At 65.1% G+C, this 25,980-nt stretch carries 21 protein-coding genes; 12 read left to right on the top strand and 9 right to left on the bottom strand.

Annotated elements, in window-relative coordinates; genetic code table 11:
* Positions 1–1,697 (top strand): dihydrolipoyllysine-residue acetyltransferase (gene aceF / locus ACNA0R_RS11605; RefSeq protein WP_415826159.1); only part of this gene is annotated, 1,697 nt, incomplete at its 5' end.
* A gap of 12 nt (positions 1,698–1,709) precedes the next feature.
* Positions 1,710–3,554, top strand: a complete 1,845-nt coding sequence (gene lpdA / locus ACNA0R_RS11600; RefSeq protein ID WP_415826158.1) for a dihydrolipoyl dehydrogenase — start codon at positions 1,710–1,712, stop codon at positions 3,552–3,554.
* 46 nt (positions 3,555–3,600) lie between these two features.
* On the opposite strand, the gene ACNA0R_RS11595 is transcribed toward lpdA, so the two are convergent.
* The 9 genes from ACNA0R_RS11595 to ACNA0R_RS11555 form a co-directional block, all read right to left on the bottom strand.
* Positions 3,601–4,365: a cephalosporin hydroxylase family protein gene (locus ACNA0R_RS11595; protein WP_415826157.1), complete on the bottom strand. Its 765-nt coding sequence runs from the start codon at positions 4,363–4,365 to the stop codon at positions 3,601–3,603.
* Entirely contained in the window at positions 4,362–5,546 is a 1,185-nt protein-coding gene (locus ACNA0R_RS11590; RefSeq protein WP_415826156.1) for a class I SAM-dependent methyltransferase, read from the bottom strand. Before ACNA0R_RS11590 ends, ACNA0R_RS11595 begins: the two co-directional genes overlap by 4 nt.
* Positions 5,537–6,418, bottom strand: coding sequence for an NAD-dependent epimerase/dehydratase family protein (locus ACNA0R_RS11585; protein ID WP_415826155.1), 882 nt, complete (start codon positions 6,416–6,418; stop codon positions 5,537–5,539). The genes ACNA0R_RS11590 and ACNA0R_RS11585 overlap by 10 nt, the downstream gene beginning before the upstream one ends.
* Entirely contained in the window at positions 6,415–6,993 is a 579-nt protein-coding gene (locus ACNA0R_RS11580) for a dTDP-4-dehydrorhamnose 3,5-epimerase family protein (RefSeq protein WP_415826154.1), read from the bottom strand. The genes ACNA0R_RS11585 and ACNA0R_RS11580 overlap by 4 nt, the downstream gene beginning before the upstream one ends.
* On the bottom strand, positions 6,990–8,048 hold the full coding sequence (gene rfbG, locus ACNA0R_RS11575; protein WP_415826153.1) for a CDP-glucose 4,6-dehydratase: 1,059 nt from the start codon (positions 8,046–8,048) through the stop codon (positions 6,990–6,992). Before rfbG ends, ACNA0R_RS11580 begins: the two co-directional genes overlap by 4 nt.
* A 5-nt stretch (positions 8,049–8,053) precedes the next feature.
* Positions 8,054–8,824: a glucose-1-phosphate cytidylyltransferase gene (gene rfbF, locus ACNA0R_RS11570; RefSeq protein WP_415826152.1), complete on the bottom strand. Its 771-nt coding sequence runs from the start codon at positions 8,822–8,824 to the stop codon at positions 8,054–8,056.
* Positions 8,825–8,829: 5 nt separating this feature from the next.
* Positions 8,830–12,567 (bottom strand): O-linked N-acetylglucosamine transferase family protein, encoded by a 3,738-nt coding sequence (locus ACNA0R_RS11565; RefSeq protein WP_415826151.1) that lies wholly within the window; start codon positions 12,565–12,567, stop codon positions 8,830–8,832.
* Positions 12,568–12,777: 210 nt separating this feature from the next.
* A complete protein-coding gene (locus ACNA0R_RS11560; protein WP_415826150.1) occupies positions 12,778–14,427 on the bottom strand; it encodes a flagellin N-terminal helical domain-containing protein in 1,650 nt (549 codons plus the stop codon).
* A 413-nt stretch (positions 14,428–14,840) separates the two neighbouring features.
* A complete protein-coding gene (locus tag ACNA0R_RS11555; RefSeq protein ID WP_415826149.1) occupies positions 14,841–15,596 on the bottom strand; it encodes an RNA polymerase sigma factor FliA in 756 nt (251 codons plus the stop codon).
* Between the two features lie 421 nt (positions 15,597–16,017).
* Here ACNA0R_RS11555 and flhD point away from each other — a divergent pair, with 421 nt between their 5' ends.
* From flhD to ACNA0R_RS11505, 10 genes are all read left to right on the top strand, one after another.
* Positions 16,018–16,341 (top strand): flagellar transcriptional regulator FlhD, encoded by a 324-nt coding sequence (flhD, locus tag ACNA0R_RS11550; RefSeq protein WP_066348928.1) that lies wholly within the window; start codon positions 16,018–16,020, stop codon positions 16,339–16,341.
* A 24-nt stretch (positions 16,342–16,365) separates the two neighbouring features.
* On the top strand, positions 16,366–17,037 hold the full coding sequence (gene flhC / locus ACNA0R_RS11545) for a flagellar transcriptional regulator FlhC (RefSeq protein ID WP_415826148.1): 672 nt from the start codon (positions 16,366–16,368) through the stop codon (positions 17,035–17,037).
* A 212-nt stretch (positions 17,038–17,249) separates the two neighbouring features.
* Positions 17,250–18,122: a flagellar motor stator protein MotA gene (motA, locus tag ACNA0R_RS11540; protein ID WP_415826147.1), complete on the top strand. Its 873-nt coding sequence runs from the start codon at positions 17,250–17,252 to the stop codon at positions 18,120–18,122.
* 15 nt (positions 18,123–18,137) lie between these two features.
* On the top strand, positions 18,138–19,121 hold the full coding sequence (motB, locus tag ACNA0R_RS11535) for a flagellar motor protein MotB (protein ID WP_415826146.1): 984 nt from the start codon (positions 18,138–18,140) through the stop codon (positions 19,119–19,121).
* A gap of 13 nt (positions 19,122–19,134) precedes the next feature.
* Complete coding sequence (locus ACNA0R_RS11530; protein WP_415826145.1) at positions 19,135–19,527, top strand: response regulator; 393 nt, start codon at positions 19,135–19,137, stop codon at positions 19,525–19,527.
* Positions 19,528–19,542: 15 nt separating this feature from the next.
* The gene (gene cheA / locus ACNA0R_RS11525) at positions 19,543–21,777 is read left to right on the top strand and encodes a chemotaxis protein CheA (RefSeq protein WP_415826144.1); all 2,235 of its coding nucleotides are present in this window, start codon (positions 19,543–19,545) and stop codon (positions 21,775–21,777) included.
* Between the two features lie 12 nt (positions 21,778–21,789).
* Positions 21,790–22,290 carry a chemotaxis protein CheW gene (gene cheW, locus ACNA0R_RS11520; RefSeq protein ID WP_415826143.1) on the top strand — a complete coding sequence of 167 codons (501 nt, stop codon included), beginning with the start codon at positions 21,790–21,792 and terminating at the stop codon, positions 22,288–22,290.
* Between the two features lie 57 nt (positions 22,291–22,347).
* On the top strand, positions 22,348–24,024 hold the full coding sequence (locus ACNA0R_RS11515) for a methyl-accepting chemotaxis protein (protein WP_415826142.1): 1,677 nt from the start codon (positions 22,348–22,350) through the stop codon (positions 24,022–24,024).
* Positions 24,025–24,039: 15 nt separating this feature from the next.
* Positions 24,040–24,894 (top strand): CheR family methyltransferase, encoded by an 855-nt coding sequence (locus ACNA0R_RS11510; RefSeq protein WP_415826141.1) that lies wholly within the window; start codon positions 24,040–24,042, stop codon positions 24,892–24,894.
* Between the two features lie 24 nt (positions 24,895–24,918).
* Positions 24,919–25,974, top strand: coding sequence for a protein-glutamate methylesterase/protein-glutamine glutaminase (locus ACNA0R_RS11505; protein WP_415826140.1), 1,056 nt, complete (start codon positions 24,919–24,921; stop codon positions 25,972–25,974).
* The last annotated feature ends 6 nt before the right edge of the window (positions 25,975–25,980 follow it).

The following is a 25,980-nucleotide window of genomic DNA, read 5'->3' as shown; positions in this document are numbered from 1 at the left end:
GCAATACGGTGGAAATCAAGGTACCTGACATCGGCGATTTCAAGGAAGTCGAAGTCATCGAAGTGCTGGTGGCTCCCGGCGACACGATCAAGGCGGAACAGAGCCTGATCACGGTGGAGTCGGACAAGGCATCCATGGAAATCCCGGCGTCCGAAGGCGGCGTGGTGAAGTCCGTGAAGGTCAAGGTCGGCGACAAGGTCTCCATGGGTACGGTGGTCCTGGAGCTGGAAGCGGGTGGCGCCTCCGAAGCGGCCGCCGCCGCGCCGGCCAAGGCCGAAGCGAAGGCGGAAGCCAAGCCGGCCGGGCAGGACAGCCAGGCCCAGCCGAAAGTGCAGGAGGCGGCCCAGTCCGCCGCGCCCGCGCAGGGCGGCGGCCAGCAGGTCATCGAAGTGCCCGACATCGGCGACTTCAAGGAAGTCGAAGTCATCGAAGTGATGGTCGCCGTCGGCGACACCATCAAGGCCGAACAAAGCCTGATCACGGTGGAGTCGGACAAGGCCTCGATGGAAATCCCCTCGTCGCAAGGCGGCGTGGTCAAGGAAGTGCGAGTCAAGGTCGGCGACAAGGTGTCCAAGGGCACGCCGGTGGTTGTGGTGGAAGGCGGGGACGCCCCCGCCGCCGCGCCGGCCGCCGCGCCCGCACAAGCCGCCGCGGCGGCGCCGGCCCAGGCACCCGCGCCGGCCCCCGCCGCCGCTGCTTCTGGCGCGGCATCGTCCTCGTCGGCCGGCCGCGCCGCGCCCGCGGCCGCGCTGCCCGAAGCAGAACTCAAGCCCGGCCAACTGCCGCACGCCTCGCCCTCGGTGCGCAAGTTCGCGCGCGAATTGGGCGTGGACCTGACGCGCGTGGCGGGCAGCGGTCCGAAGGGTCGCATCACGCAAGACGACGTGCGCGGTTTCGTCAAGCAGGCCCTGGCCGGTGGCGCGCCCGCCGCGGCCGGCGCGGCGGCCGGCGGCAATGTCGGCGGCTTGAATGTGCTGGCCTGGCCGCAGATCGATTTCAGCAAGTTCGGCCCGGTGGAGGCCAAGCCGCTGTCGCGCATCAAGAAGATTTCCGGCGCGAACCTGCATCGCAACTGGGTCATGATCCCGCACGTCACCAACAACGACGAAGCGGACATCACCGATCTGGAGGCGCTGCGCGTCACGCTGAACAAGGAAAACGAGAAAGCCGGCGTCAAGGTCACCATGCTCGCCTTCCTGATCAAGGCCGTCGTTGCCGCGCTGAAGAAATTCCCGGAGTTCAATGCCTCGCTGGACGGCGACAACCTGGTGCTGAAGCAGTACTACCACATCGGCTTCGCGGCCGATACGCCCAACGGGCTGGTGGTGCCGGTGATCCGCGATGCCGACAAAAAGGGCATCCTGGACCTGGCCAGGGAAAGCTCCGACATGGCCAAGAAGGCGCGCGACGGCAAGCTGTCGCCCGCTGAAATGCAGGGCGGCTGCTTCTCGATCTCGTCGCTGGGCGGCATCGGCGGTACGCACTTCACGCCCATCATCAACGCCCCCGAAGTCGCCATCCTGGGCGTGTCGCGCTCGGAGTTCAAGCCGGTATGGGACGGCAAGCAATTCGTGCCGCGCCTGAAGCTGCCGCTGTCGCTGTCGTATGACCATCGCGTGATCGATGGCGCCGCTGCCGCGCGCTTCAATGCCTATCTGACCGCCTTGCTGGCCGACTTCCGCCGCATCGCGCTGTAATCGGGGATCGATATGAGCAATACGGTGGAAATCAAGGTACCCGACATCGGCGACTTCAAGGAAGTGGAAGTCATCGAGGTGCTGGTGGCCCCCGGCGACACGATCAAGGCGGAACAGAGCCTGATCACGGTGGAGTCGGACAAGGCGTCGATGGAGATCCCGGCGTCCGAAGGCGGCGTGGTCAAGTCGGTGAAGGTGAAGGTTGGCGACAAGGTGTCCATGGGCACGGCCATCCTGGAAGTGGAGCCCGCGGCGGCCGGGGCCGCGTCGTCGGATGCGGGCAAGGGCGCCGCGTCTTCGGACGCGCAGAAGGCCGCGCCGGCGCAATCCGGCGCCGCCGCCGGCTCGCAGGCCGCCGGTTCTCCGGCCGCCGACAAGTCGCCGCCGCCTCCGCCCGCTGCCGGTGCCGTCGCACCCGCGGCCGCGACCTATTCCGGCAATGTCGACATCGAGTGCGACATGCTGGTGCTGGGCGCCGGCCCCGGCGGCTATTCGGCCGCCTTCCGCGCCGCCGACCTGGGCATGAAGACGGTGCTGGTCGAGCGCTATTCGACCCTGGGCGGCGTCTGCCTGAACGTCGGCTGCATCCCGTCCAAGGCCTTGCTGCACGTCGCCGCGGTCATGGAAGAAGCCAAGGCCCTGGCCGACCACGGCATCACCTTCGGCGAACCCAAGATCGACCTGGACAAGCTGCGCAGCTTCAAGGACAGCGTGGTCGGCAAGCTGACCGGCGGCCTGGCCGGCATGGCCAAGATGCGCAAGGTCACCGTGGTGACGGGCGTGGGCGAATTCGCCGATCCCAACCACATGACCGTCAAGGGCGCGGACGGCAAGACGCAGACGGTGCGCTTCAAGAACGCCATCATCGCCGCCGGCAGCCAGGCCGTGCGCCTGCCTTTCATGCCGGACGACGAACGCGTGGTGGATTCGACCGGCGCGCTGCTGTTGCGCAGCATTCCCAAGAAGATGCTGATCGTCGGCGGCGGCATCATCGGCCTGGAAATGGGCACGGTGTACTCCACGCTGGGCGCGCGCCTGGACGTGGTGGAGATGCTGGACGGCCTGATGCAGGGCGCCGACCGCGATATGGTCAAGGTGTGGCAGAAGATGAACGCGCCGCGCTTCGACAACATCATGCTCAAGACCAAGACGGTGGCCGCCGAAGCCCGCAAGGACGGCATCTACGTCACCTTCGAAGGCGAGGGCGCGCCCAAGGAACCGCAGCGCTACGACCTGGTGCTGCAGGCGGTGGGGCGGTCGCCCAACGGCAAGAAGATCGGCGCCGACAAGGCCGGCATCGCCGTGACCGACCGCGGCTATATCCCGGTGGACAAGCAGATGCGCACCAACGTGCCGCACATCTACGCCATCGGCGACATCGTCGGCAACCCGATGCTGGCGCACAAGGCCGTGCATGAAGGCCATGTGGCGGCGGAAGCGGCGTCCGGCGAGAAGTCTTTCTTCGATGCGCGCGTGATCCCGGCCGTGGCCTACACGGACCCGGAAGTCGCCTGGGTGGGCCTGACGGAAGACGAAGCCAAGAAGCAGGGCATCAAGATCGAGAAGGGCGTGTTCCCCTGGGCCGCCTCCGGCCGCGCCATCGCCAATGGCCGCGACGAAGGCTTCACCAAGCTCATTTTCGATGCCGACAACCACCGCATCCTGGGTGGCGGCATCGTCGGCACGCATGCCGGTGATCTGATCAGCGAACTGGCGCTGGCGGTGGAGATGGGCGCGGATGTGGTCGACATCGCCAAGACCATCCACCCGCACCCCACGCTGGGCGAGTCGGTGGGCATGGCCGCGGAAGTGGCGGAAGGGGTCTGCACGGACCTGCCGCCCACGCGCAAGAAGTAAAACCGGCGCGCCCGCGCCCCCGCATCGCGGCGGGCGCGGGCATGGCTTACACGCGCTTCAGCCAGGCGCCTGGCCAGTGCGTGATGTTCTGGTCCAGCGCGCTTTCGTTGAACGGCCAGGACGGCGTGGCAACCTTGAATTCGGGATGCTTTTCGGCGAAATCGCGGGCGGCGTACGTCGGGTTATCCGTGGTCCAGCCCGGCGTGCCGCGCGGCACGTCTGCCAGGTCGTACATGATGCCGTCCGTCGCCACGATGTACGACCCCGGCGTAACCAGCCCGGAATAAAGCTCCAGCTCCTGCAGCACGTGATCGTAGGTGTGGTTGGAATCCAGGATGACCAGCACCTTTTCGCCCGGTTTAACCAGGGATGCGACGTGCTGGACGGTTTCCGGCGCGGTCGAGCTGCCTTCCACCAGGGTGATGTAGGGCATCAAGGGGTGGGCCTCGATGGCGGCGCGGTTATGCGGTCGGATTTCGATGTCGATGCCGACGATACGGCCGCGTCCCATGGCCTTGCACAGGGATGCGTAGAACACCAGCGAGCCGCCGTGCGCGACGCCGGTTTCGATGATCACGTCGGGCTGCAGCTGCGTGATCACTTCCTGCATCCGCACCATGTCCTCGGGCAGCTGGATGACGGGTCGGCCCATCCAGCTGAAGGTGTAGTGGTATTTCTGGTCCCAGCCCACGCGCACCCATTGGCGCGAGATGGCTTCGAAGGCTTCCTTGGAATACAGGTCCAGGGAACGCGTTTCCTTGCCTTCGGTGATGGTCAGCAGCTTTGCATCGGTGTCTATCAGCAGCTTCATTGTTTGCTCCAGTCCGCGAGATCCATACGGATGTTCTGTTCCGCGAGGATTTTCAGATTTTCAGTTCGGTAGTTGGGGTTCATCAGGACCGCCATCGCCACGCCGCGCCCGGCGGCTTGTGCCGGGCTGACGATGGGATGGCCGGTGCCGGGTACGAAACGACCTTGTTTGTTGGGGTTGAGGTCGATCAGGCAATCGATGCGGGTGCCGTCCGGGTCCAGCATATTGGCCAGCGTCACCCCTTTGGCGCCGGCGCCCCAGACGGCGATTTTCATGCGGCCGCAGGCATCGTCGAGGCGCGTCTTCAGATGATGGATAAGCCGTGTTTCGGCCTCGGCGTAAGCGTGCGCCAGCCCGATGAGCTCGGACGGATCGGGCGTCCTTTCCTTGCCCGCGGCCGCGGCATCCACCGGGCTGGCTTCCACCCACAGGTATTGCTCGCCGAAGATGTAGTGGACATCCTCGACCCTGAAGCCGGCGCGCTGGAAGGCGGCGCGGATGGAGGTCGCGGAGAACAGCGAGCAATGTTCGTAGAAGAAGTCCCAGATCACCTGCCCGCGCAGTATCCACTCGACCGCGGGCGTCTCGAAGAACACGCGGGCGTTGCGCGCCTGCGATAAGGCGGCCCTGACGGAACGCAGCAGGTCCAGGGGGGTCTGGATGTGCTCGATCACGTGCCGGCAGATCACGACGTCGGCCGGGACCGCGGCGCACGAGGCGTCGTAGTACGACTTGCGGAATACGAGCCGGCCGTCCAGCTCCGTCTCGGGGCCGATATAGCTGGGATCGAAGCCTATGCCGCGATTGCCCGTGGCGGGATCGGCGACCAGCTTGCGCAGGAATTCGCCCTTGCCGCAGCCCACTTCCACGATCGTGCAGTCGCGCACCTGCTTGTCGCGCACCAGCATTCCAGCCAGGCCATCCAGATAGGTGTCGAAGTGCGCGGAATGCGATTGCGCGTTGTCATAGCTCTGCCCATAGGACAGTCTGGCGGGATCGAAGCTGCGGTTGAATACGAAGCCGCAGGATGGGCATGCCGCCATATCTATGCTGCCCCTGGCGATGCCGCGCGCTTCTTCCGGCGTGGCATAGACCAGGTGCTGATGGCAGGGCACGTCGGCGCGACTGACGAAAGGCGCGGGAGCGGGCGTGCCGCAGAGCGGGCAGGTGGCTAGATGCATGCGAGTGTTTTCTCCAGGCCTTCGCGCAGCGACAGCGCTTGGTGCCAGCCCAGGCCGGCGAGCCTGTCGTTGCGGCCAAAAAGGCTGGCGGGGCCTTTGGCGCCGCCGGGGGCAAGGTCCAGTACCGGATCGGGGCTCGTGCCCAGCACGTCGGCGATTTCGCGCACGATGGTTTCTATCGCGGTGGCCTGGCCCGAGCATAGGTTGTAGCAGCCGCTCGCCTGTTCGCCGAGCAGGGCATGGAAGGCCGTCGCCACGTCCGCGACATGCATGAAGTCCCGGCGGGCGTCACGGTGGACGCCGAACGGCGCGGCGCGGCCGCGCAGGGCATCGGCCAGGGCCGGCACGAGACGACGTCGGCCTTCGCCTTCTCCGTACAGCAGGAAAATCCGTCCCCAGGCCCATGCGACGCCATGCGATTCGCAGATGTCGCGCAAGCGTTCCTGGGTCTCCCGCTTGGCATTTCCGTAAGGCGTCGCCGGCTCGATGGCGGTGCTTTCCTCATCGCAGGGCGTATCGTCGTGGCGGTATTCGTAGCAGGTGCCGGCGGCGACGACGTGCTTTCCCCCGCCGCGGCAGAACGCTTCGACCAGCCCGGCGGTGGCATCGCGCCATGCTTCATTGAGCGGGGAATCCCAGAATTTGCCGTGCTCCACGTACCAGGCCAGGTGCAGCAGGTGGGTGGCCCGGGCGGTGTCGGTGATGCGGGCGTAGTCCGGGGTCGCCAGCAGGTCGGCTTCGATGAAGTCGATGGCCCCGGCATTGCGCGGCCGGCCGCGGCCCAGCGCGACGACCTCCACGCCGCGCGCGAGCAGGGCGTCGAGGACGTGGCGGCCGATGAAGCCGTTGGCGCCGGTCAGCAGGACTCTCATCCGACGTGCTTCACGGGTATGTCGTACCCGGCGAAGCCCTCATCGAGGAAGGCGCGATCCGCATCCTTGGGCGACATATTGCGCACCGGCAGGGGCCACGCAATGCCTGCGCGCGGGTCCAGGGGATGCAGGCCGGCCTCGGCGCCGGGGGCATAGGCGCGCGTATTGCAATACACCAGCTCGGTGTCCGGCGCGAGTGCCTGGAAGCCGTGGGCAAAGCCCTCCGGCACCAGCAACGCGACGCCGTTGGTCGCCGACAATTTTTCGCCATGCCACTGCAGGAATGTCGGCGATCCCTTGCGCATGTCGACCGCCACGTCCCACAGTTCGCCGCGCATGCACATCACCAGCTTCATCTCGGCGTGTGGCGCGAGTTGCATGTGCATGCCGCGCACGGTCCCGGGATGGATGGTAAGGCTGTGGTTGACGTGGGCGATCGGACCGTGCCAGCCCGCGGCTTCCAGCGTTTCCGCGCAGAACAGCCGCTCGAAGTAGCCGCGGTCGTCGGCGTGCGCGCTGCGATGGACGGTATAAACCCCGGCCAGAGCGCACGGCCTTATTTCCAGATTGCTCATGACTTACGCTCGAACGAATCGATATGGGCGTGGCACAGCTCGCGCGCGTCGCCGCCCTGTTTCAACTTGCGGTACCACTCCATGGTCAGCCGCACGGCGTCGGCGGCGGACCAGCGAGGCTCGATGCCCAGGACGTGCCGCGCCTTGGCGGTTTCCAGTGACAGGTAGTGCGTTTCGTGCGGCGCGTCCGCTTGTGCCGCGCCGAATTCGACCGCGCCCTCTCCATAAACAGTGCGCGCCAGTTCGACGATGTCCCGCACGCTCCGCACATCGTGCCCGTCGGGGCCTATGTTGTAGGCGTCGGCCAGGGTGGGCTGGTCCCAGAGTCTCTCCGCCAGGCACAGGTAGGCGTTCAGGGGCTCGAGTACGTGCTGCCATGGGCGTACCGCCGCCGGATTGCGGACCTGCAGTGTCCCGCCGTCCTGCCACGCCCTTACCGCGTCGGGGATGAGCCTGTCCCGCGACCAGTCGCCGCCGCCGATCACGTTGCCGGCGCGCACGCTGGCGAGCGGAATGCCCGCGGACCGCAGGAAGGCGTCCCGATAGCTGGAAATAACGATTTCGGCGGCCGCCTTGCTGGCGCTGTAGGGATCGTGGCCACCCAGCGTATCCGTTTCGCGGTACGGGAAGAATGTGCGCTGGTCGCGGTAGACCTTGTCGGTCGTAACGGCAACGATGGCGCGTACCGATCCGACGCGGCGGGCCGCTTCCAGTACATGGACCGTACCCATGACATTGGAGCCGAAGGTGAACACCGGATCGTCATAGCTGGCCCTGACCAGCGGTTGCGCGGCCAGATGCAGCACCACCTCCGGCTGGAAGGCATTGACGATACGGTCGAGCGCCGCCATATCGCGGACGTCGCTCAGATGGCTCTGCAGGCGATCGCCGATATGGGCCAGGTCAAACAGATTCGGCGTCGTGGCGGGGGCCAGCGCAATTCCGCATACGGACGCCCCGAGACGTTCCAACCATATCGCCAGCCAGGCGCCCTTGAAGCCGGTATGGCCGGTCAAGAGCACCCGCCGGCCCCGCCAGAACGCGGGGGAAGGCATCGGTGTCACCATAGCTTCCAGGGCGCTTGATTGCGTGCCCACAGGTCTTCGAGCAGGTTCTTCTCGCGCAGGGTGTCCATGGGTTGCCAGAACCCGTGATGCTCATAAGCCATCAAATCGCCTTGCCTGGCGAGCTGCTCCAGGGGCTTCAGTTCCCAGGGGCTGTCGTCATCGTCGATCAGCGAGATTGTCTTCGGCGACAGGACAAAGAATCCGCCATTGATCAGGCCGCCGTCTCCCGGCGGCTTCTCCTGAAAGCCCGTCACCTGCGCGTTGTCGAGCATCAGCGCGCCGTAACGGCCGGGCGGCCGCACCGCGGTGACGGTGGCGGCGCGTCCGTGCTCGCGATGGAACCGGATCAGCGCCGAGATATCGACGTCGGCCACGCCGTCGCCATAGGTGAAGCAGAAAGCGTCTTCGTCCTTCACGTGCTCGGCGACGCGCTTCAGCCGGCCACCCGTCATCGTGTTTTCGCCGGTGTCGACCAGGGTCACGCGCCAGGGCTCGGCCTTGCGCTCATGGACGACCATCTCGTTCTTCGCCATATCCAGCGTAATGTCGGACATGTGCAGGAAGTAATTGGCGAAGTACTCCTTGATCATGTAGCCCTTGTATCCGCAGCAGATCACGAAGTCGTTCACGCCATGGGCGGAATAGATTTTCATGATGTGCCACAGGATCGGACGGCCACCGATCTCGATCATGGGCTTGGGGCGCAGATGCGTTTCTTCCGATATCCGCGTTCCAAGGCCGCCAGCCAGGATAACCGCTTTCATGATGGTCAGTTCCCGAAACGCGCTTTCAGAATCCGCAGGATCTCTTTGCGCAGTTTGTCGAATTCGGCCGCCGGCAGGGTGGACTGCGCGAGCTTGGCGAAGTCCTTCACGTAGTAGTCGTAGAAATCCGCGCGCGGCAGGGCCGTCTTCTTCTGGCCCGTCATGCGCTGCTCCGTGCTGGTGTCCCGCTGGCCGAAGTAGCGGCGGTAATACGTCGCATCGGGTACGTATTGCAACTTGCCGGTCCAGAGCAGGCGGCTGATCAGCACGTGGTCCCAAGATATGGTCCCAGTGATCTCGAAACCTTCCAGGGCGGCGCGGCGGAAGACCGAATGCAGGATGGTGCAGTTGGCCAGCTTGGCCACCGAATTCATGTACCGCACGACCGGCGAATCATCGGAAAAGTCATAGACGGCGGCCTGCACCGGTCCGGTACGGCCATCCATGACGGAGTGCGGCATGCCGCAGACCATGGCCGTGCCCGGCGCCGCGCCGATGGCGTCGAGCATCTTTGCCAGGTAGCCGTCGGACAGATAGTCATGGCCGCCCAGCCACATGAAGTATTCCGAGCTGCTTTGCTCGAACAGGAACTTCCAGTTCTTCAGGGCGCCGATATTATCGGGCTGATGGACCAGTTCGAAGCGCTCGTCGCCGGCGGTCAGGTCCCGCAGGATTTCCGCCGAACGGTCCGTCGAGGCATTGTCCGAGATCAGGAATTTGACGGCGTCGGCATCCTGCTTTTTCAGCGACTGTATGGTTTGCTCGAGGTATTTGTCTTCGTTGTAGACCGGTACGCCCAGGCAAAGCCGGTGCTTCACGTCCTTGCCTTTCAGCACGGCGGGCGCGCCGCCGGAATCCGCTTCGGTTCCGGTGTCGGTCGCGGCGTCTGCCGCCAGCTGCGCGGCCGCGGGCTTGGCCGGCGCCTTGGGTTTGGGTAGTTGCGTCGCGAGATAGCTTTGCGCGATGTGCTCGCCCGATGCCTCCAGCACCCGGTGGGCCATGTCGGGCGAACGGTAGGCGGTATGCAGGATGAAGGCCAACCTGATGCGCTGCTGGTCGGTCAGTTCCTTGATACGCTGATCATCCGGCACGAACAAAGCGTCATAGCTCAGCAATTGCGAATTGACGCTACTGTGCTGCTGTCTCAACCTAGGGTCCGAGAACAGATTGCCCATGCGCTGGTTTTCCATCCGCAACACGCGGAATCCATATTTGCCCAGCAGCTTCGTGATGGAGCCCAGGTCAGGCTGTTTCTTGTAGACATCGACGAACAGGACCCGCACATGGACCAGCAGCAGACTGGCCATCAGTCCCTCGGCGCCCTGCAGGATCTTCTTGCTGTCGTGGCTCTCGTTCAGGATCAGCCAGTCCAGCGAGTCCAGGCCGTCGATGCGGTCCAGCCGGACCGTGCCGATGGGCAGTTTGGCCAGCAGGCTGGCGGGCTGCCGTATGAACGGCTGCTGCCTGGACGGCGCCAATGGTTCCAGCGTGCCGCTCAGGTCGGAATGCAGGCAGGTGTACAGCACGCCGGGCTCGCCATCGCCCAGGGCGACGTGGGCGTGGTAATCGTGCAGCACCTTCTCGTACTTGAGCCGTGGCACGTCGCGCAGCCGGCTGGCCGGGTCGATGACCACGACGGACAGGGCCTTGGTGCGATTCGGTATCTGGATAACCGGCGTGTTGTACATCGACCCGCCGTGATCCAGGACGATGAGCTTGCCCTGGAAGGCGAAGTTGAAGGATTCGTCCTCCGGGGGCTCGGCCGGCAGGGCTGTCGCGTCGGGTGCCACCACTTCCATGGGGGCGTCTTCGTCCTCGAACCAGGGCTTGCCTTCGGAGGTAAAGGCAAGCGCGGCCGGCTTCTTGCCGGCGCAGTAGCGCTGCCAGATGGCCCGGAATGCGGTGGCCAGGTGGCCGGCAAAGCGTGGTGCGTCGCAAACGGGGGATTCCAGCAGGACCTGGCGCAGGTGCCGACGGATCGTGGCCAGGCTGCTCAGGTCGCTGACCAGGCCCAGCACGCGCGCGCGGTACTCGTCCCAGTTGCTGACCACCAGTTCCGGCATGCCGACGTTGGCGAGGTGGGTGGCCGAGTGGCGGCCGGCGAAGGTCGGGCCGGGCAGGGTGACCACGGGCACGCCCATCAGAAGCGCCTCGCAGGTGGTCAGGCCGCCGGAGTAGGGCCAGGGATCCAGCGCCACGTCGACGTCGTTGTAGGCTTCGAACAGCTTGTAGTGAGGCGACTGGCCTTCCATGCGGACGCGCTCGGGCTCGATGCCGTAGCCGGCCAGGAAGTCACGGATGCGCTTGCGCATGGATTCCGTGCCGTAGCCGGCGCCTTTCAGGAACAGGTGCGAGCCGGGCACCGCCTGCATCAGTTCGGCCCAGTGTCCCAGCGTGACGTCGTTGATCTTGGTGGGGTTGTTGAAGCAGCCGAAGGTGACGTGGCCCTTCTGGAGCGCGGGCAGCGGCGTCTCTTCCGGCAGCTTGGGCGGTGGCATGTAGCAGATATAGTCGTCGGGCATGCGGATCAGCTTCTCGGTGTACAAGTGATCGCTGCCCGGCGGCGATTCGACGCTGTCGGTGATCAGGTAGTCGATGGTCTCCAGGCCCGTCGTGTTGATCAGGCCGCCCACCCATTTCATCAGGATGGGCGCCGGTTCCATGGTCATGGTCGGCATCCGGGTGCCGGCGTTGTAGCCCGCCAGGTCGATCAGGATGTCGATCTCGTCGTCGCGGAACATCTCGGCCAGCGCCTCGTCGCCGACCTGCGTGATGGGCGTCCAGCGCTGCGCCACGGCCTGCAGCCGCTTGGTGACGTGATCGACGGTCGAAGACGTCGTATACAGGTAGAGCTCAATGCCGTGCCGGCCCAGGTGTTCCAGGGCGGTGGTGGTCATCGCGCCCACCGGGTGCTGGCGGAAGCCATCGGAAAACAAGCCGATGCGCAGCTTGCGACTGGGAGAAAGATCGGCCGGAACGGGGCGCTTGGCGTCCTTCTGCGGCGGATAGAAGGAGGCCCATTGCTTGCAAGCCTCCAGGATTTCCTCCGCGCTTTTCTCTGGCATGTAGTGCAGCAGGGTCAGCCAGTTCGAGAAAGCCGACGAGTTCTTCGGCGGCGACAGCTTGATGGCGCGGCGATAGATCTCTTCCGATTCGTTCAGCAGGCCCAGGTCACGCTTGGTGCTGGCCAGGTTGGTCAGGTGAGAATACCTGGCCTTCTCGTCGTGCTTGACCAGGTATTCGTGTAACTCGATGGCCTCTTCGAAGCGGAACGCGTTGGCCAGCAATTGGGCCTTGGTCCATATCGCGGGTAACGAGCCGGGGTTGAGTTCCAACGTGCGGTCGATGTGGCGCAGGCCGTCATGGCCGCGGTTCATGCGCCAGTAGATATCGGCCAGTCCGTGATGGGCGCCGGCCAGAGATTCATCCAGCGACAGCGCGTGCTCGAAATGCTTGATTGCGACGGGATCGTTGCTGTACTGGGTCTCGACCTGGCCCAGCAGCACCCAGCCCTGCGGGTCTTCGGGGGTCAGCTCGACGACCTTTTCCGCCGCGTGGCGCGCCCCTTCCAGTTCGCGTGCCTTGGATAGCAGGGCGCCCAGGTGGTACCAGGCTTTGGCGTCGTCCGGCGACTTCTCGGTGCGCGAGCGGGCCTGTTCCAGAGTTAAGGCGGCCTGGGCGGCGGGCGCACCCCTGGAGCCGGGTTGGCGGGTAGGGGCGGAAGGACGGTGCGATTTTGCCATGGCGGAACGCTATGCGGTTGGGTACAGAAAGCGACGAATGCCAGTCTAAATGCAGGCCTATGGGCCAAATTCGTTGGTCAGCGGCGAAAAACAGCGGCTTTTCCGGGAGAGGGCGACCAGCAGAAAAAAGCCCCCCGGGCCTGGGCCAGGGGGGCTTCCGGTACTTCCGATGCCTGACGAGCGGCGGGCCGCCCGTCGGTCTCCGTGCGATTAACGCAGCAGCGACAGCACCGTTTGCGGCACTTGGTTGGCCTGCGCCAGCACCGAGGTGCCAGCTTGTTGCAGGATCTGTGCGCGGGTCATGTTGGACACTTCGGTCGCGTAGTCGGCGTCTTCGATGCGCGAACGCGAGGCCGACAGGTTGTTCACCGTGTTGTTCAGGTTGGCAACCGTCGATTCGAAGCGGTTCTGCACGGCACCCAGAGCGCTACGCAGATCGTCGACTTGGGCCAGGGCCTTGTCGATGGCGTCCAGCGGATCGACCACGGTGGCGTCGTGATCCACGGTGACCGCGCCGGTGGTCGAGCTGACCGCATCCACCTTGTAGTAGCTGATCGAGCCGTCGGTCGCGGTGTGCTGGATGTACAGCGCCGCGGTGTTCGAGGCGGAGGCGCTGCCCGTGGCGTTCGGCGTGTAACGAACCAGGGTGTTGCTGCCGCTCGACAGGCCCAGCTGGGTGTTGACGTTGGACAGATCGACGCTGACGGCGTAGTGGGTGCCCGTACGGATGGTCGTGGTGCCCGTGTAGGTGGTGCCACCGTTCGTGGTGATGCCTTGTGCGCTGACAGCGGCGGCCGTCGCGACGATCGTGCTGGTGCCGGTCGTAACGTCGACGCTGACCTTGCCGGTCGTGCCGTTGAAGCTCGACACGTAGTACGTGCTGCCGACCTTGGTGTAGTAGTTGGTCGTGCCCGCGGTGGCCTGGTACAGCGAAGCACCGGTGAAGTCGACGTTGGTGACGCTGTAGTCGCCCTGGCCAATGGCGGTCAGATCGATCAGGCCGTCGGCGCTGTTCGAGTTGTATTCCGACACGGAGGAGAACGTCGCGTAGGACGTGGCGCTGCCGACAACGATCTTGTTGCTGGTCGCGTTCCAGGTGGCGGTGTAGGTCGCGCCGCCTTGGGTCACGTACAGGTTGCCATCGCCGCCGACGTGCGCGGTGTAGGCAGCGGTGCTGCCGCCGGTCGCGGTGAAGGTGAACGTGGCGTAGTTGAACGCGTGCGTGGTGCCGACGTTGACGACCGTGCTCGTGTTGTACGTCGTGCCCGACAGGCCCGAGGCAACCGCCGAGAAGTTCGACGCGCCCTGGTCGTTCTTGCTCGTCAGCTGATTGGCCATGTCCAGCTTGTTCAGGCCCAGCGTCGAAGCATTAACCTGCTTCAGGTTGATGTTGATGGTTTCGCTGTCGTTGGCGCCGACCTGGATGCTCAGGCTTTGGTCGCTGGCCAGGACCTTGACGCCGTTGAACTGGGTCTGGCTGGCAACGCGGGTGATTTCGTCCAGGCGCTGGGTGATTTCAGCCTGGATCGAGTCCAGGTCGCTGCCGCTGTTCGTGCCGTTGGCGGCTTGAACCGACAGTTCACGGATGCGCTGCAGGTTGTTGTTGATTTCGTTCAGGGCGCCTTCGGTCGTTTGCGCGATCGAGATGCCGTCGTTGGCGTTGCGAGCAGCCTGGGTCAGGCCGTTCACGTTGGCGGTGAAGCGGTTGGCAATAGCTTGGCCGGCGGCGTCGTCCTTGGCGCTGTTGATGCGCAGGCCCGAGGACAGGCGTTCGATGGCCGAACCGAGGTCCGACTGGGACTTGTTCAGGTTGTTTTGCGCAACCAGCGACAAGTAATTGGTGTTGATGACTGCAGCCATGAATAGCTCCCAAGAGAGAAAGGCATCTTCAAACCGGGCAGCTATGCCGCCCTGCGGGTACGGGATCGTCCACCGGAGGTGATGGCCGCATGCCGCGCCGCTGACTGGGTAACGGCAAGGCTCCGTAAACCTTTAGGGGGATGGACAGCGAAAAATTTCGGAATGTGGCGCTGGGCCGTTTCGCCCGCCGCTGGCGGGCGGAAGTGCCGCCGGGGCGTGGCCGGCGGGTAGCGCCGCTGGCGCCAAGCCGGGGCCCGGCCCGGGTCCGGGGCGGGGTCCGGGTGTGCCGCCGGGTCGCGGCCGGCGGCGAGCGCCACTGGCGGCAGACCGGCGCCTGGATCCGCGAGTCGTTGGAGAGACAACTGCCTGGCGGGGAGCGGGCCAGCCCAATCCGAGGTGGTGGCCCCCGGGATCTACGCCACGGAGGCGATCCGCACGTCTTCCGGCAATTGCTGCCAGGCGCCGTCCTTCAGCTTGGCGCGCAGCCGGCTCATGGCCTGGGATCGCAACTGGCAGACGCGGGCCTCGGTGACGCCCATCACGGCGCCGACTTCCTTCAGATTCAGCCCCTGCTCGTAACAAAGCGACAGCAGCAGCTTTTCGCGCTCGGGCAGGGCGCCGATGGCCTCGGCCAGGGCCTGGCGGAAGTCTGCGGCCAGCAGGGTGTCCAGCGGATTGCCCGATGGACCGGAGTCGGCCGCGCCGGCCGCCCAGTCCGCATCCCGGCTCTCGGCGCCGTTTTCCGAGCCGAAATCTTCGTAATGGACGATCTGGGCGCCCTGGGCGTCATAGAGGAGCTGATGGTATTCCGCGAGCGGCAGCTCCAGATGCCCGGCGATTTCCGTCTCGCTGGGCGGCCGCATCAATTGTTGCGTCAGTTGGGCGACCGCCTGGTCGATGCGCTTGGCCTTGCTGCGCACGCTGCGCGGCAGCCAATCCTGGTTGCGCAGCTCGTCCAGCATGGCGCCGCGTATACGCGCCGTGGCATAGGTCTCGAACTGGGCGTCGGCGACTTCCTGGTAGCGCCGTGCCGCGTCCAGCAGGCCGATCATGCCCGCCTGGATCAGGTCGTCCAACTCCACGCTGGCCGGCAAGCGGGCCAGCAGTTGCAGGGCCAGCTTGCGCACCAGCGGCGCGTATTCAGCCAGGCGGTCTTCGGAAAGGGGCATTGCACTCGACTAGAAGGTTGGCCCGCGGCGCCGCCATTTTGAATTGTTGCCTGTACGCGACATTGTTACGTTGCCGTTTACCCGTACAGCGCCGATGGCGCGCCCACGATTCACCCCTCGCATTGTGAGTACTTCCCCTGGATTCATTGGCACAAAGACACAAGCTTTCTAATGCTTGTTTACGGAATTGACTTACACTTGCGAAAGTCTTTGTTGCTATATATGTCCCAGAAGTGCGATATTTCACCAAGCACAAAGAATTGTCATCTCTGTAATACAAAATGACATTGCACATGGTAAATTGTATGACTTGTGGGAACAAAAGAAATATTTCGAGATTTGTTGCACACATGAAGTAACCGGTCGGCAGGGGGCTGACCGGTCCAGGGACAGAACTGAAATTAGTGAACAAGGGATATCCATGAAACAGCCTGAGAACACTTTGCTCGCCGATATTCGCGAAGTGAACCTGTCCTACCTGCTCCTCGCGCAGCGCATGCTCCGCGACGACTATGCGGCATCCATGTTTCGGCTGGGCTTTAGCGAGCAGGTCGCCGACATCCTGATGCGCCTGTCGCCGGCGCAGCTGGTGAAACTGGCCAGCTCCAGCTCGCTGCTGTGCCGTTTCCGCTTCGACGACTACAGCCTGCTGTCGGCGCTGACGCACGATGTGCTGGGAGGCGCGTTGCAGCAGGCGCACGCCACCATCCTGCTTGCCAAGCAGCCGGTCGAACAACTGGCCTGATCTTCCTTCTCCCCCCCTAAGGTCATGGCTATCAAAAGCGTATCCCAAGAAGCCGACGAGATCCTCCTGGCCAGTGCCATGATCGGTCTCGGCGCCCGCCTCCAGGTCCTGGAGTCGGAAACCAATCTGAGCCACGACCGGCTCGCGCGGCTGTACCGCGAAATCCGCGGCTGCTCGCCTCCCAAGGGCATGCTGCCGTTTTCGGTCGATTGGTTCATGACCTGGCTGCCGAACATCCATTCGTCGCTGTTCTACAACGTTTACAAATTTCTGAACGAGAACACCGGCAGCAAAGGCGTACGGGCCATCATCGATGCCTATCGCCTGTACCTGGAACATGCCGGCGTGACCGATCCGGATCAGGCCGAGCCGGTGCTGAGTTTCACGCGTGCCTGGATGCTGGTGCGTTTCTTCGACGGCAAGATGCTGCAGCTGTCCGAATGCCGCCAGTGCGGCGGACATTTCATCGCGCACGCCCACGATCCGCGCGCCGATTTCGTCTGCGCGATCTGCCGCCCGCCGCCACGCGCGGGCAAGACCCGCGCTGCCGCCAAGGAGCGCGCGGGTCGTCGGCCCGCCACGGTTCCGCCCGCCGCGGTTCCGGCCGTTGAGGTTGCGCCCATGGGTATCCCCGGCGTCGGGGTTCCACCCGTCGCGGTCCCGGCTGTCGGCGTGCCGGCCGCCGCCATCGGGTGATGAAGGCCTCCCGGGCCGGGCTGCGCCCCGGCCCGTCCCCCAGGGAAAATGCGATCGAACTTGGGGAAGCCGCCCGGCGCTTCATTGACAGCCGCCGTGCTCAATAACCCCAAATGCCGCTGAAAATTCCCCGTAAACCACGCTTTCGCGACGGCGCTCTCGGGGGATCATGGGCGCTTGGGTAATACGTCTACGCTTGGCAGGGGCCTGATGTGCTGATTGTTATTGGTTATCTCGTGGTGATCGCGTCCGTCGTCGGCAGCTTCGTTGCCTTGGGCGGCCATCTGGGCGCGCTGTACCAGCCTTTCGAATTCACCCTGATCGCCGGCGCGGCGGCGGGTGCGTTCCTGGCGGGGAACAGCCGCAAGTCGCTGAAGCTGATCAAGAGCGCGATTCCCAATGCCCTGCGTGGTGCGCAGTACAGCAAGGACGTGTACATGGAACTCATGTCCCTGATGTACGTGATCCTGAACAAGGCCCGGCGCGAGGGCCTGATGGCCATCGAATCGCACATCGAAGATCCGGCGTCCAGCCCCATCTTCACCGAATGTCCGCGGATCATGAAGGACGAAAAGCTGATGGAGTTCATCACGGACTACCTGCGCATCATGATCAGCGGCAACATGAGCTCCTTCGAAATCGAAACCCTGATGGACGAGGAAATCGAAACGTTCCGTCATGAGCGGCAGGTGCCCGTGCACGCGCTGCAGAACATGGCCGACGGCATGCCGGCTTTCGGTATCGTGGCGGCGGTGCTGGGTGTGATCAAGGCGCTGGCGGCCGTGGACCAGCCGCCCGCGGTGCTCGGCGACCTGATCTCCAAGGCCATGGTCGGCACCTTCCTGGGCATCCTGCTGGCCTACGGTTTCGTCGGGCCGCTGGCCTCGCGGGTCGATCGCCAGACCAGCGAAGCGGTCAAGATACTGGAATGCATCAAGACGACGCTGCTGGCCAGCATGAACGGCTACCCGCCGCAGCTGGCGGTGGAGTTCGGCCGCAAGGTGCTGTTCTCCGGCGTGCGCCCGTCGTTCGCCGAGCTGGAAGAGCACGTGCGCCAGGCCAAGACGACCACCTCCAAGGCTTGACGGAGACGCTGTCGCATGGCTCCGGTCAACAACCACCGCGTGGTGATCCGCCGCAAGAAGGGCGCGCACGGCGGACACCACGGCGGCAGCTGGAAGATTGCCTACGCCGATTTCATCACCGCGATGATGGCGTTTTTCCTGGTCATGTGGCTGATCAGCGTCGTGCCGCGCGAGGAGTTGAAAGGCATCGCGGAGTATTTCCGCATGCCCCTGGCCGTGGCATTGACGGGCGGCCCGAATAACTCCGCCAATACCAGCGCCATCCCGGGCGGCGGCGCCGATCCGGTGCGCAGCGACGGCGACGTGCGGCGCGCCGACGGCAACCGGGTCGAAGCCCAGGTGAGGGGCGACGAGGCGCAGCGGCGCGATCAGCGCCGCCTGGAAGACCTGCAGAAGCGCCTGAACAACCTGATCGAAAGCAGCCCGGTGCTGAAGAACTTCCGGCCGCAGCTGCTGATCGACATGACGACCGAAGGCCTGCGGATCCAGATCATCGACAACAAGAACCGGCCGATGTTCGCCACCGGTTCGGCCGAAGTGCAGCCCTATATGCGCGACATCCTGCGTGAACTCGGGCCGGTGCTGAACGAGATCCCCAACAAGATAAGTATCTCCGGCCATACGGACGCTACCCAGTATGCGCGCGGCGAGCGCGCCTACAGCAACTGGGAGCTGTCGGCCGATCGCGCCAATGCGTCGCGCCAGGAGCTGGTGGCAGGTGGCATGAACGAGACCAAGGTGGCTCGCGTCATGGGCCTGTCTTCCAGCGTCAGCCTGGTTAAGGATGACCCGTATGCTGCCGTTAATAGACGTATCAGCTTGGTGGTGCTGAATCGCGCCACGCAGGAAAGGCTGGAACGCGAGAACGCGGCGGCGGCGGATATTTCGGCTAGCGATGCGAAGCAGGCCGGTAGCGGCCTGGCGCGTTCGCTGTCGAACGCGGCCAGCCAGGGCAGCGGTGTGGTGCAGGAAGTTCCGGCCGCCCGCCCCGCACAATAGGAGCAGTTCGACCATGACGGCGACGATATTGGTCGCGGACGATTCCGCGACGATGCGCATGATAGTCCAGGCCACCCTGACGGGAGCCGGCTGGAAGGTACTGGCCGCGGGCAATGGCAAGGATGCGCTGGCGCTCGCGATGGAGCAGGCGCAGCCGGTGGACCTGGTGGTCAGCGACTGGAACATGCCCATCATGGGCGGACTGGACCTGATAAGGGGGCTGCGCCAGGTAGAACGCTACCAGGACGTTCCCGTGCTGGTCCTGACGACCGAGGACGACGTCGAAAGCAAGACCGCCGCGCGCGACCTGGGCGTGTGCGGCTGGCTGCAGAAGCCGGTCGACCCGGATTTGTTGATAGAGATGGCGTCGGAGCTCGTCGGGCTGCCCGGCGAGCCCTCGAATTGAGAATAGAAGGGCGTCATGAGCGGTCTTGACCTGAGCCAGTTTTACGAGACGTTCTTCGATGAGGCGGACGAGCTGCTTGCACAGATGGAGCAGTTGCTGCTCGAACTGGACGCCGGCCAGCCGGACATCGAACAGCTGAACGCGATTTTCCGGGCGGCGCACTCGATCAAGGGCGGCGCGGCCACTTTCGGCTGCTTCACCCAGCTGGCCGAAACCACCCATTTGCTGGAAAACCTGCTCGATGCCATCCGCCGCGGCGAAATGGCCTTGCGCACGGACATGATCGACATCTTTCTGGAAACCAAGGACGTGCTGAAAAGCCAATTGGACGCCTACCGCGCCTCCGAGGAGCCCGACGCCGCCGCCTACGAGCGCATCTGCGAGGTGCTGCGTCAGCTGGCGCTCGAACATCAGGGCGGGCAGGCGGCTCCCGCGGCCGCCGCGCCGGCGGCCGCCCCGGCTCCCGTTCCGGCCGCGCCTGTCCCGGCCCCGGCTGCCCCTGTTGCAGCGGCGCCGGCGGCTTCCGCCTCTCCCGCCGCGGCGCCCGGCCAGGGCGGCGACGACCTGCCGTTGCGCGTGCGCATCAATCGCGTATCCGCCAAGGACGCGCAGTCGTTGCTGGAAGAAATGAACAATCTGGGCCATGTGCTGGCCAGCGACCAGGCGGGCGGCGGCCTGACGGTGTGGCTGGAGAGCACGTGCTCGGCCGACGACATCGAGGCCGTCTGCTGCTTCATCGTCGATGCCGACCAGATCGCCATCGGCCGCGAGGCGGTGCCCGCCGCCGGCCAGGCGGTGGACGACTTCGCCCAGGCGGCGGCGGATTTCGCCGCGCAGGCGCAGGCGCAGGCGGCGTCCGCGCCGGCACCCGCCGCGGCCCAGGTCGCGGCCACGACGGCGGCCGGCGCACCGGCCACCGCGGCGCCGGCCGCCGGAGCGCAAGCGGCCGCAGCGCCGGCCGCCGGAACGCCGGCCGCCGGAGCAGCGGCTGCCGCCAAGCCCGCGCCCGCCGGCGGCGCGCCGCGCCCCGCGAGCGGCGCCCCGGCCGCGGACAAGGAGTCGACCTCCATCCGCGTCGGCGTGGAAAAAGTCGACCAGATCATCAACCTGGTCGGCGAACTGGTGATCACGCAGGCCATGCTGGCGCAGACCGCGTCGACCCTGGATCCGGTGCTGCACGACCGCCTGCTCAATGGCATGGAGCAGCTGGAGCGCAACGCCCGCGACCTGCAGGAAGCGGTCATGTCCATCCGCATGATGCCGATGGATTATGTGTTCAGCCGCTTCCCGCGCCTGGTGCGCGACCTGGCCGGCAAGATGGGCAAGCAGATCGAGCTGCAGACCTTCGGCCGCGCGACGGAACTGGACAAGAGCCTGATCGAACGCATCATCGACCCGTTGACCCACCTCGTCCGCAACAGCCTGGACCACGGCATCGAAACGCCCGAAAAGCGCGTCGCCGCCGGCAAGGATCCGGTGGGCCAACTGGTGCTGTCGGCGCAGCATAGCGGCGGCAACATCGTGATCGAGGTCAGCGACGACGGCGGCGGGCTGAACCGCGAGCGCATACTCAAGAAAGCCATCCAGCAGGGCATCGCCGTCAGCGAGAACGCCTCCGACGACGAAGTCTGGCAACTGATCTTCGCGCCGGGCTTTTCGACCGCGGAGCAGATTACCGATATCTCGGGCCGGGGCGTCGGCATGGACGTCGTGCGCCGGAACATCCAGGACATGGGCGGGCACGTGCAGCTGTCGTCGGTGCCGGGCAACGGCACGACCACGCGCATCGTGCTGCCGCTGACGCTGGCCATCCTGGACGGTATGTCGGTGCGCGTGGGCACGGAAACCTTCATCCTGCCGCTGAACCACGTGACCGAGTCGCTGCAGCCCACCAATGACCAGATCTACTCGGTGGCCGGCAACGAGCGCGTGATGCACGTACGCGGGGAATACCTGCCGCTGGTGGAAATGCACCGTGTGTTTTCGGTGGCGGGCGCGCAGAGCGATCCGACGCAGGCCATCGCCGTCATCATGCAGGCCGAAGAGAGACGCTTCGCGCTGCTGGTCGATCACCTGGTCGGACAGCACCAGGTCGTCGTGAAAAATCTGGAATCGAACTACCGCAAGGTGCCCGGCGTATCCGCGGCAACCATCCTGGGCGATGGCAGCGTGGCGCTGATCATCGACGTGTTCGCCATGGCCAGGGCGAACCGCGAAAAATGGACACCGGCCGAAGCGGTTCTGAACTGAGGGAGTAAACACATGGCAGCCAAACCGCAATCGCAAGGCGCGCGCGTCGAGGACATCGGCCGCGAGTTCCTGGTCTTCACGCTGGGTGAAGAGGAATACGGCATCGACATCCTGAAGGTGCAGGAAATCCGCGGCTATGACGCGGCCACGGTCACGCGCATCGCCAACGTGCCGTCCTTCATCAAGGGCGTGACCAATCTGCGCGGCATCATCGTGCCCATTGTCGACCTGCGCATCAAGTTCAACCTGGGCAAGGTCGAATACAACGAACAGACCGTCGTGATCATCCTGAACCTGGACCGCCGCGTCGTCGGCATCGTGGTCGACGGGGTGTCGGACGTGCTGATGCTGGGCGCCAGCCAGGTGCGGCCGGCCCCGGAATTCGGCGCCACCTTGTCCACGGAGTACCTGACCGGCCTGGGTACCGTCGACGAACGCATGCTGATCCTGGTCGATATTGAAAAACTGATGACCAGCGACGAAATGGCGCTGGTGGAAAAAGCCGCCGTTTAAGCGACGCCACATGCGGGAGCGGGGGCGGAGGCCAACCTGTCCGTTAGAGGGATGCAGATGCGCAATTTCTTTTCCAATATGACGATACGCGCGAGCCTGCTGTTGGTGTTGGTCTTTTTCTCGCTGATGCTGGTGCTGGGCGCCGCGCTTGGCGTGCTGTCGCTGAAGGCGGGCGACACCACGATGAGCGATATGCGCCGCAGCCAGGGGCTCAGGAACGTCCTGCAGGATGCGGTGGGAAACTACAGGAGCGCCATGGTCGGCCTGGGACGCGCCGCCGCGCAGCACCTGAACGAGGTCATCAAACAGATCGGTCAGCCCAATATCCCCCAGCCGGGCCTCAGCGGCTCGGCCAAGCCGTTGCTGGATTTCGCCCGCATTTCCTATGACAAGGCGCAGGCTGACTTCAAGCGCTTCCAGGCATTGCCGAAGCCGGAAGGCCTGCAAAATGAAGCCAAGGCTGTCGAAGAGGCCTTCACCGCGCTGATGGATCAGGGCTTGAAGGTCATGTTCGACGATTTGAGCAGGGCCGACATGCCTGCCTACCAGACGCACGCGCAGATGGTCGCCGACGTCATGGAGGACCGCCTGGACTTGGCGATCAGCCAATACATGACGCTGCGCACGCGAACCATGGAGGAGGCCTTCGACCAGGCGGAACGTCGCTACGACTTCGTGCTGATCGCCGTGGCGGCCGGCGGTGTCATTGCCTTGCTGCTGGTGGTGGCGACCTATATGTTCCTGCGCAAGCGCGTGGTGCGGCCGCTGGCCGATGCCGTGCAGCATTTCGACCGCATCGCGGCGGGTGATCTGACGCAGGCGGTGACCGTCGAGTCGACCAATGAAATCGGCGCGCTGTACAGCGCAATGAAACGCATGCAGGAAAGCCTGACGCGCACGGTATTCGCGGTGCGCCGCGGGGTCGATGAGATCAATGTGGGCTCGCGTGAAATTTCCGCCGGCAACACCGACCTGTCCAGCCGCACCGAGCAGCAGGCGGCTTCGCTGGAAGAAACGGCGGCGTCGATGGAAGAGCTGGCCTCCACGGTCAAGCAGAACGCGGAGAACGCGCGCCAGGCCAACCAGTTGGCGGCCAGCGCCTCGGACGTGGCCGAGCGCGGCGGCTCGGCGGTGGCCGAAGTCGTGAACACGATGCAGCAGATCTCCGGCAGCTCGCGCAAGATCTCGGAAATCGTCAGCGTGATCGATGGCATTGCGTTCCAGACCAACATCCTGGCGCTGAACGCGGCGGTGGAAGCGGCGCGCGCGGGCGAACAGGGCAAGGGATTCGCGGTGGTGGCGGGCGAAGTGCGCTCGCTGGCGCAGCGCAGCGCGCAGGCGGCCAAGGAAATCAAGGCGCTGATCGAGGATTCGGTGACCAAGGTGGGCGCGGGCTCGCAGCAGGTCGAGCGCGCGGGCGCCACCATGCAGGAGATCGTGGCGTCGGTGAAGCGGGTGACCGACATCATGGGCGAGATTTCGGCGGCGTCGGAAGAACAATCCAGCGGCATCGACCAGGTCAATCGCGCGGTAACGCAGATGGACGAGGTCACGCAGCAGAACGCGGCGCTGGTGGAAGAAGCGGCCGCCGCGGCCGGTTCGCTGCAGGAACAGGCGCAGCGCCTGGCCGAAGCGGTGGCGGTGTTCAAGCTCAGCCAGGGGCACGTGATCGATGTGCCGGCGCGCGAAATCGCCGCGGCCGCGGCGCCGCGGCTGGCGGCAGACCCGGCATAACGCCGAGAGGATCACGTGGCGACAGCGACTGCAACAGCGGCATCCAGCCAGGTCGAGCGGCAATTCGACTTCCGCGAGGCGGACTTTTCCCGCGTGCGGCGGATGATCCACGAACGTGCCGGCATTTCCCTGGGGACGCACAAGCGCGAGATGGTCTATAGCCGCCTGGCCAGGCGGCTGCGCAGCCTGGGCCGGGCCGATTTCAGCAGCTATCTGGATCAGTTGGAATCCTCGCCCGCCGATCCGGAATGGGAAGAGTTCGTCAACGCGCTCACCACCAACCTGACCGCGTTTTTCCGCGAGGCCCATCACTTTCCCATCCTGGCCAAGTTCGCCCAGGAACGCCCGCAGCCCGTGTCGATCTGGTGCTGCGCGGCCTCGACCGGTGAAGAACCGTATTCCATCGCCATTACGCTGATGGAAGCACTGGGCGCGCGCGCCGCCTCGGCCAGCGTCCTGGCTACCGACATCGACACGAATGTGCTGCAACGCGCGCGCGGCGCCGTCTACCCCTTCGAACGCGTGGCGAAGATCGAGGAGGCCCGGCTCAAGCGCTTCTTCCTGAAAGGCAGGGGGGCGGCGTCGGGGCAGGTACGGGTGCGGCCGGAAGTGGCCGGCATGGTGCGCTTCGAGACCTTGAACCTGTTGGCGCCGGACTGGCCCATCCAGGAGAAGTTCGACGCCATCTTCTGCCGTAACGTGATGATCTATTTCGACAAGCCGACGCAGGCGCGCATATTGGAGCGCTTCGCACCGTTGTTGAAGCCTGGCGGCCTGCTGTTCGCGGGCCATTCCGAAAACTTCAGCTATATCAGCCGGGATTTCCGCTTGCGCGGACAGACGGTATACGAATGCTTGGGGAGACCGTAAGGGCTACCCCATCGGCGAAACGACATGCAGAAAAAAATAAGCGTCTTGTGCGTCGACGATTCCGCGCTGGTGCGGGGCCTGATGACGGAGATCATCAATAGCCAGCCCGATATGGAGGTGGTGGCGACGGCGCCCGATCCGCTGGTGGCCCGCGACCTGATCAAGAAGCACAATCCGGACGTCCTGACGCTGGACGTGGAAATGCCGCGCATGGACGGCCTGGATTTCCTGGAAAAACTGATGCGCCTGCGGCCGATGCCGGTGCTGATGGTGTCGTCGCTGACGGAGCGCGGCTCGGAAATCACGCTGCGGGCGCTGGAGCTGGGCGCGGTGGATTTCGTCACCAAGCCCAAGCTGGGGATACGCGACGGTCTGCTGGAATACACCGAGATCATCGCCGACAAGTTGCGCGCGGCCGCCCGCGCCCGTCCCAAAGCCCTGCAGGTGGCGCCGGAAGCGCCCAAGCAGGTGCTGCGCTCGCCCTTGTCCAGCTCGGAAAAGCTGGTGATCATCGGTGCTTCCACGGGCGGTACCGAAGCGATCCGCCACGTGCTGCAGCCTCTGCCGCCGGACAGTCCGGCCATCCTGATCACGCAGCACATGCCCGCGGGCTTTACCCGGTCGTTCGCGCAGCGCCTGGATTCCCTGTGCAGCCTGACGGTGCGCGAAGCCACGCATGGCGAACGGGTACTGCCCGGGCACGTGTACCTGGCGCCGGGCGGCGAGTGCCATATGCGGCTGGGCCGCAGCGGCGCCAACTATATCGTCGAGCTCGACCCGTCCGAACCGGTGAACCGCCATCGTCCTTCCGTGGACGTGCTGTTCCACTCGGTGGCGGTGTCGGCGGGACGCAACGCCGTGGGCGTCATCCTGACCGGCATGGGCAAGGACGGCGCCGCGGGACTGCTGGAAATGAAGCGGGCGGGGGCGCGCACCCTGGCGCAGGACGAAGCCAGTTGCGTGGTGTTCGGCATGCCGCGCGAGGCGATCGCCCTGGGCGCGGCCGATGAAATCGTGTCGCTGGACGCCATGAGCGAACGCATCCTGGCCAACGCGGGCGACCGCGGACACCGCGTATGATGCCGG

The sequence above is a fragment of the Bordetella sputigena genome, from assembly GCF_965137885.1.
GTDB classification, from domain to species: Bacteria; Pseudomonadota; Gammaproteobacteria; order Burkholderiales; family Burkholderiaceae_B; genus Bordetella_C; species Bordetella_C sputigena.
The sequence above is the reverse complement of the archived record's forward strand: the minus strand, read 5'-3'. Positions and strand labels throughout refer to the sequence as shown.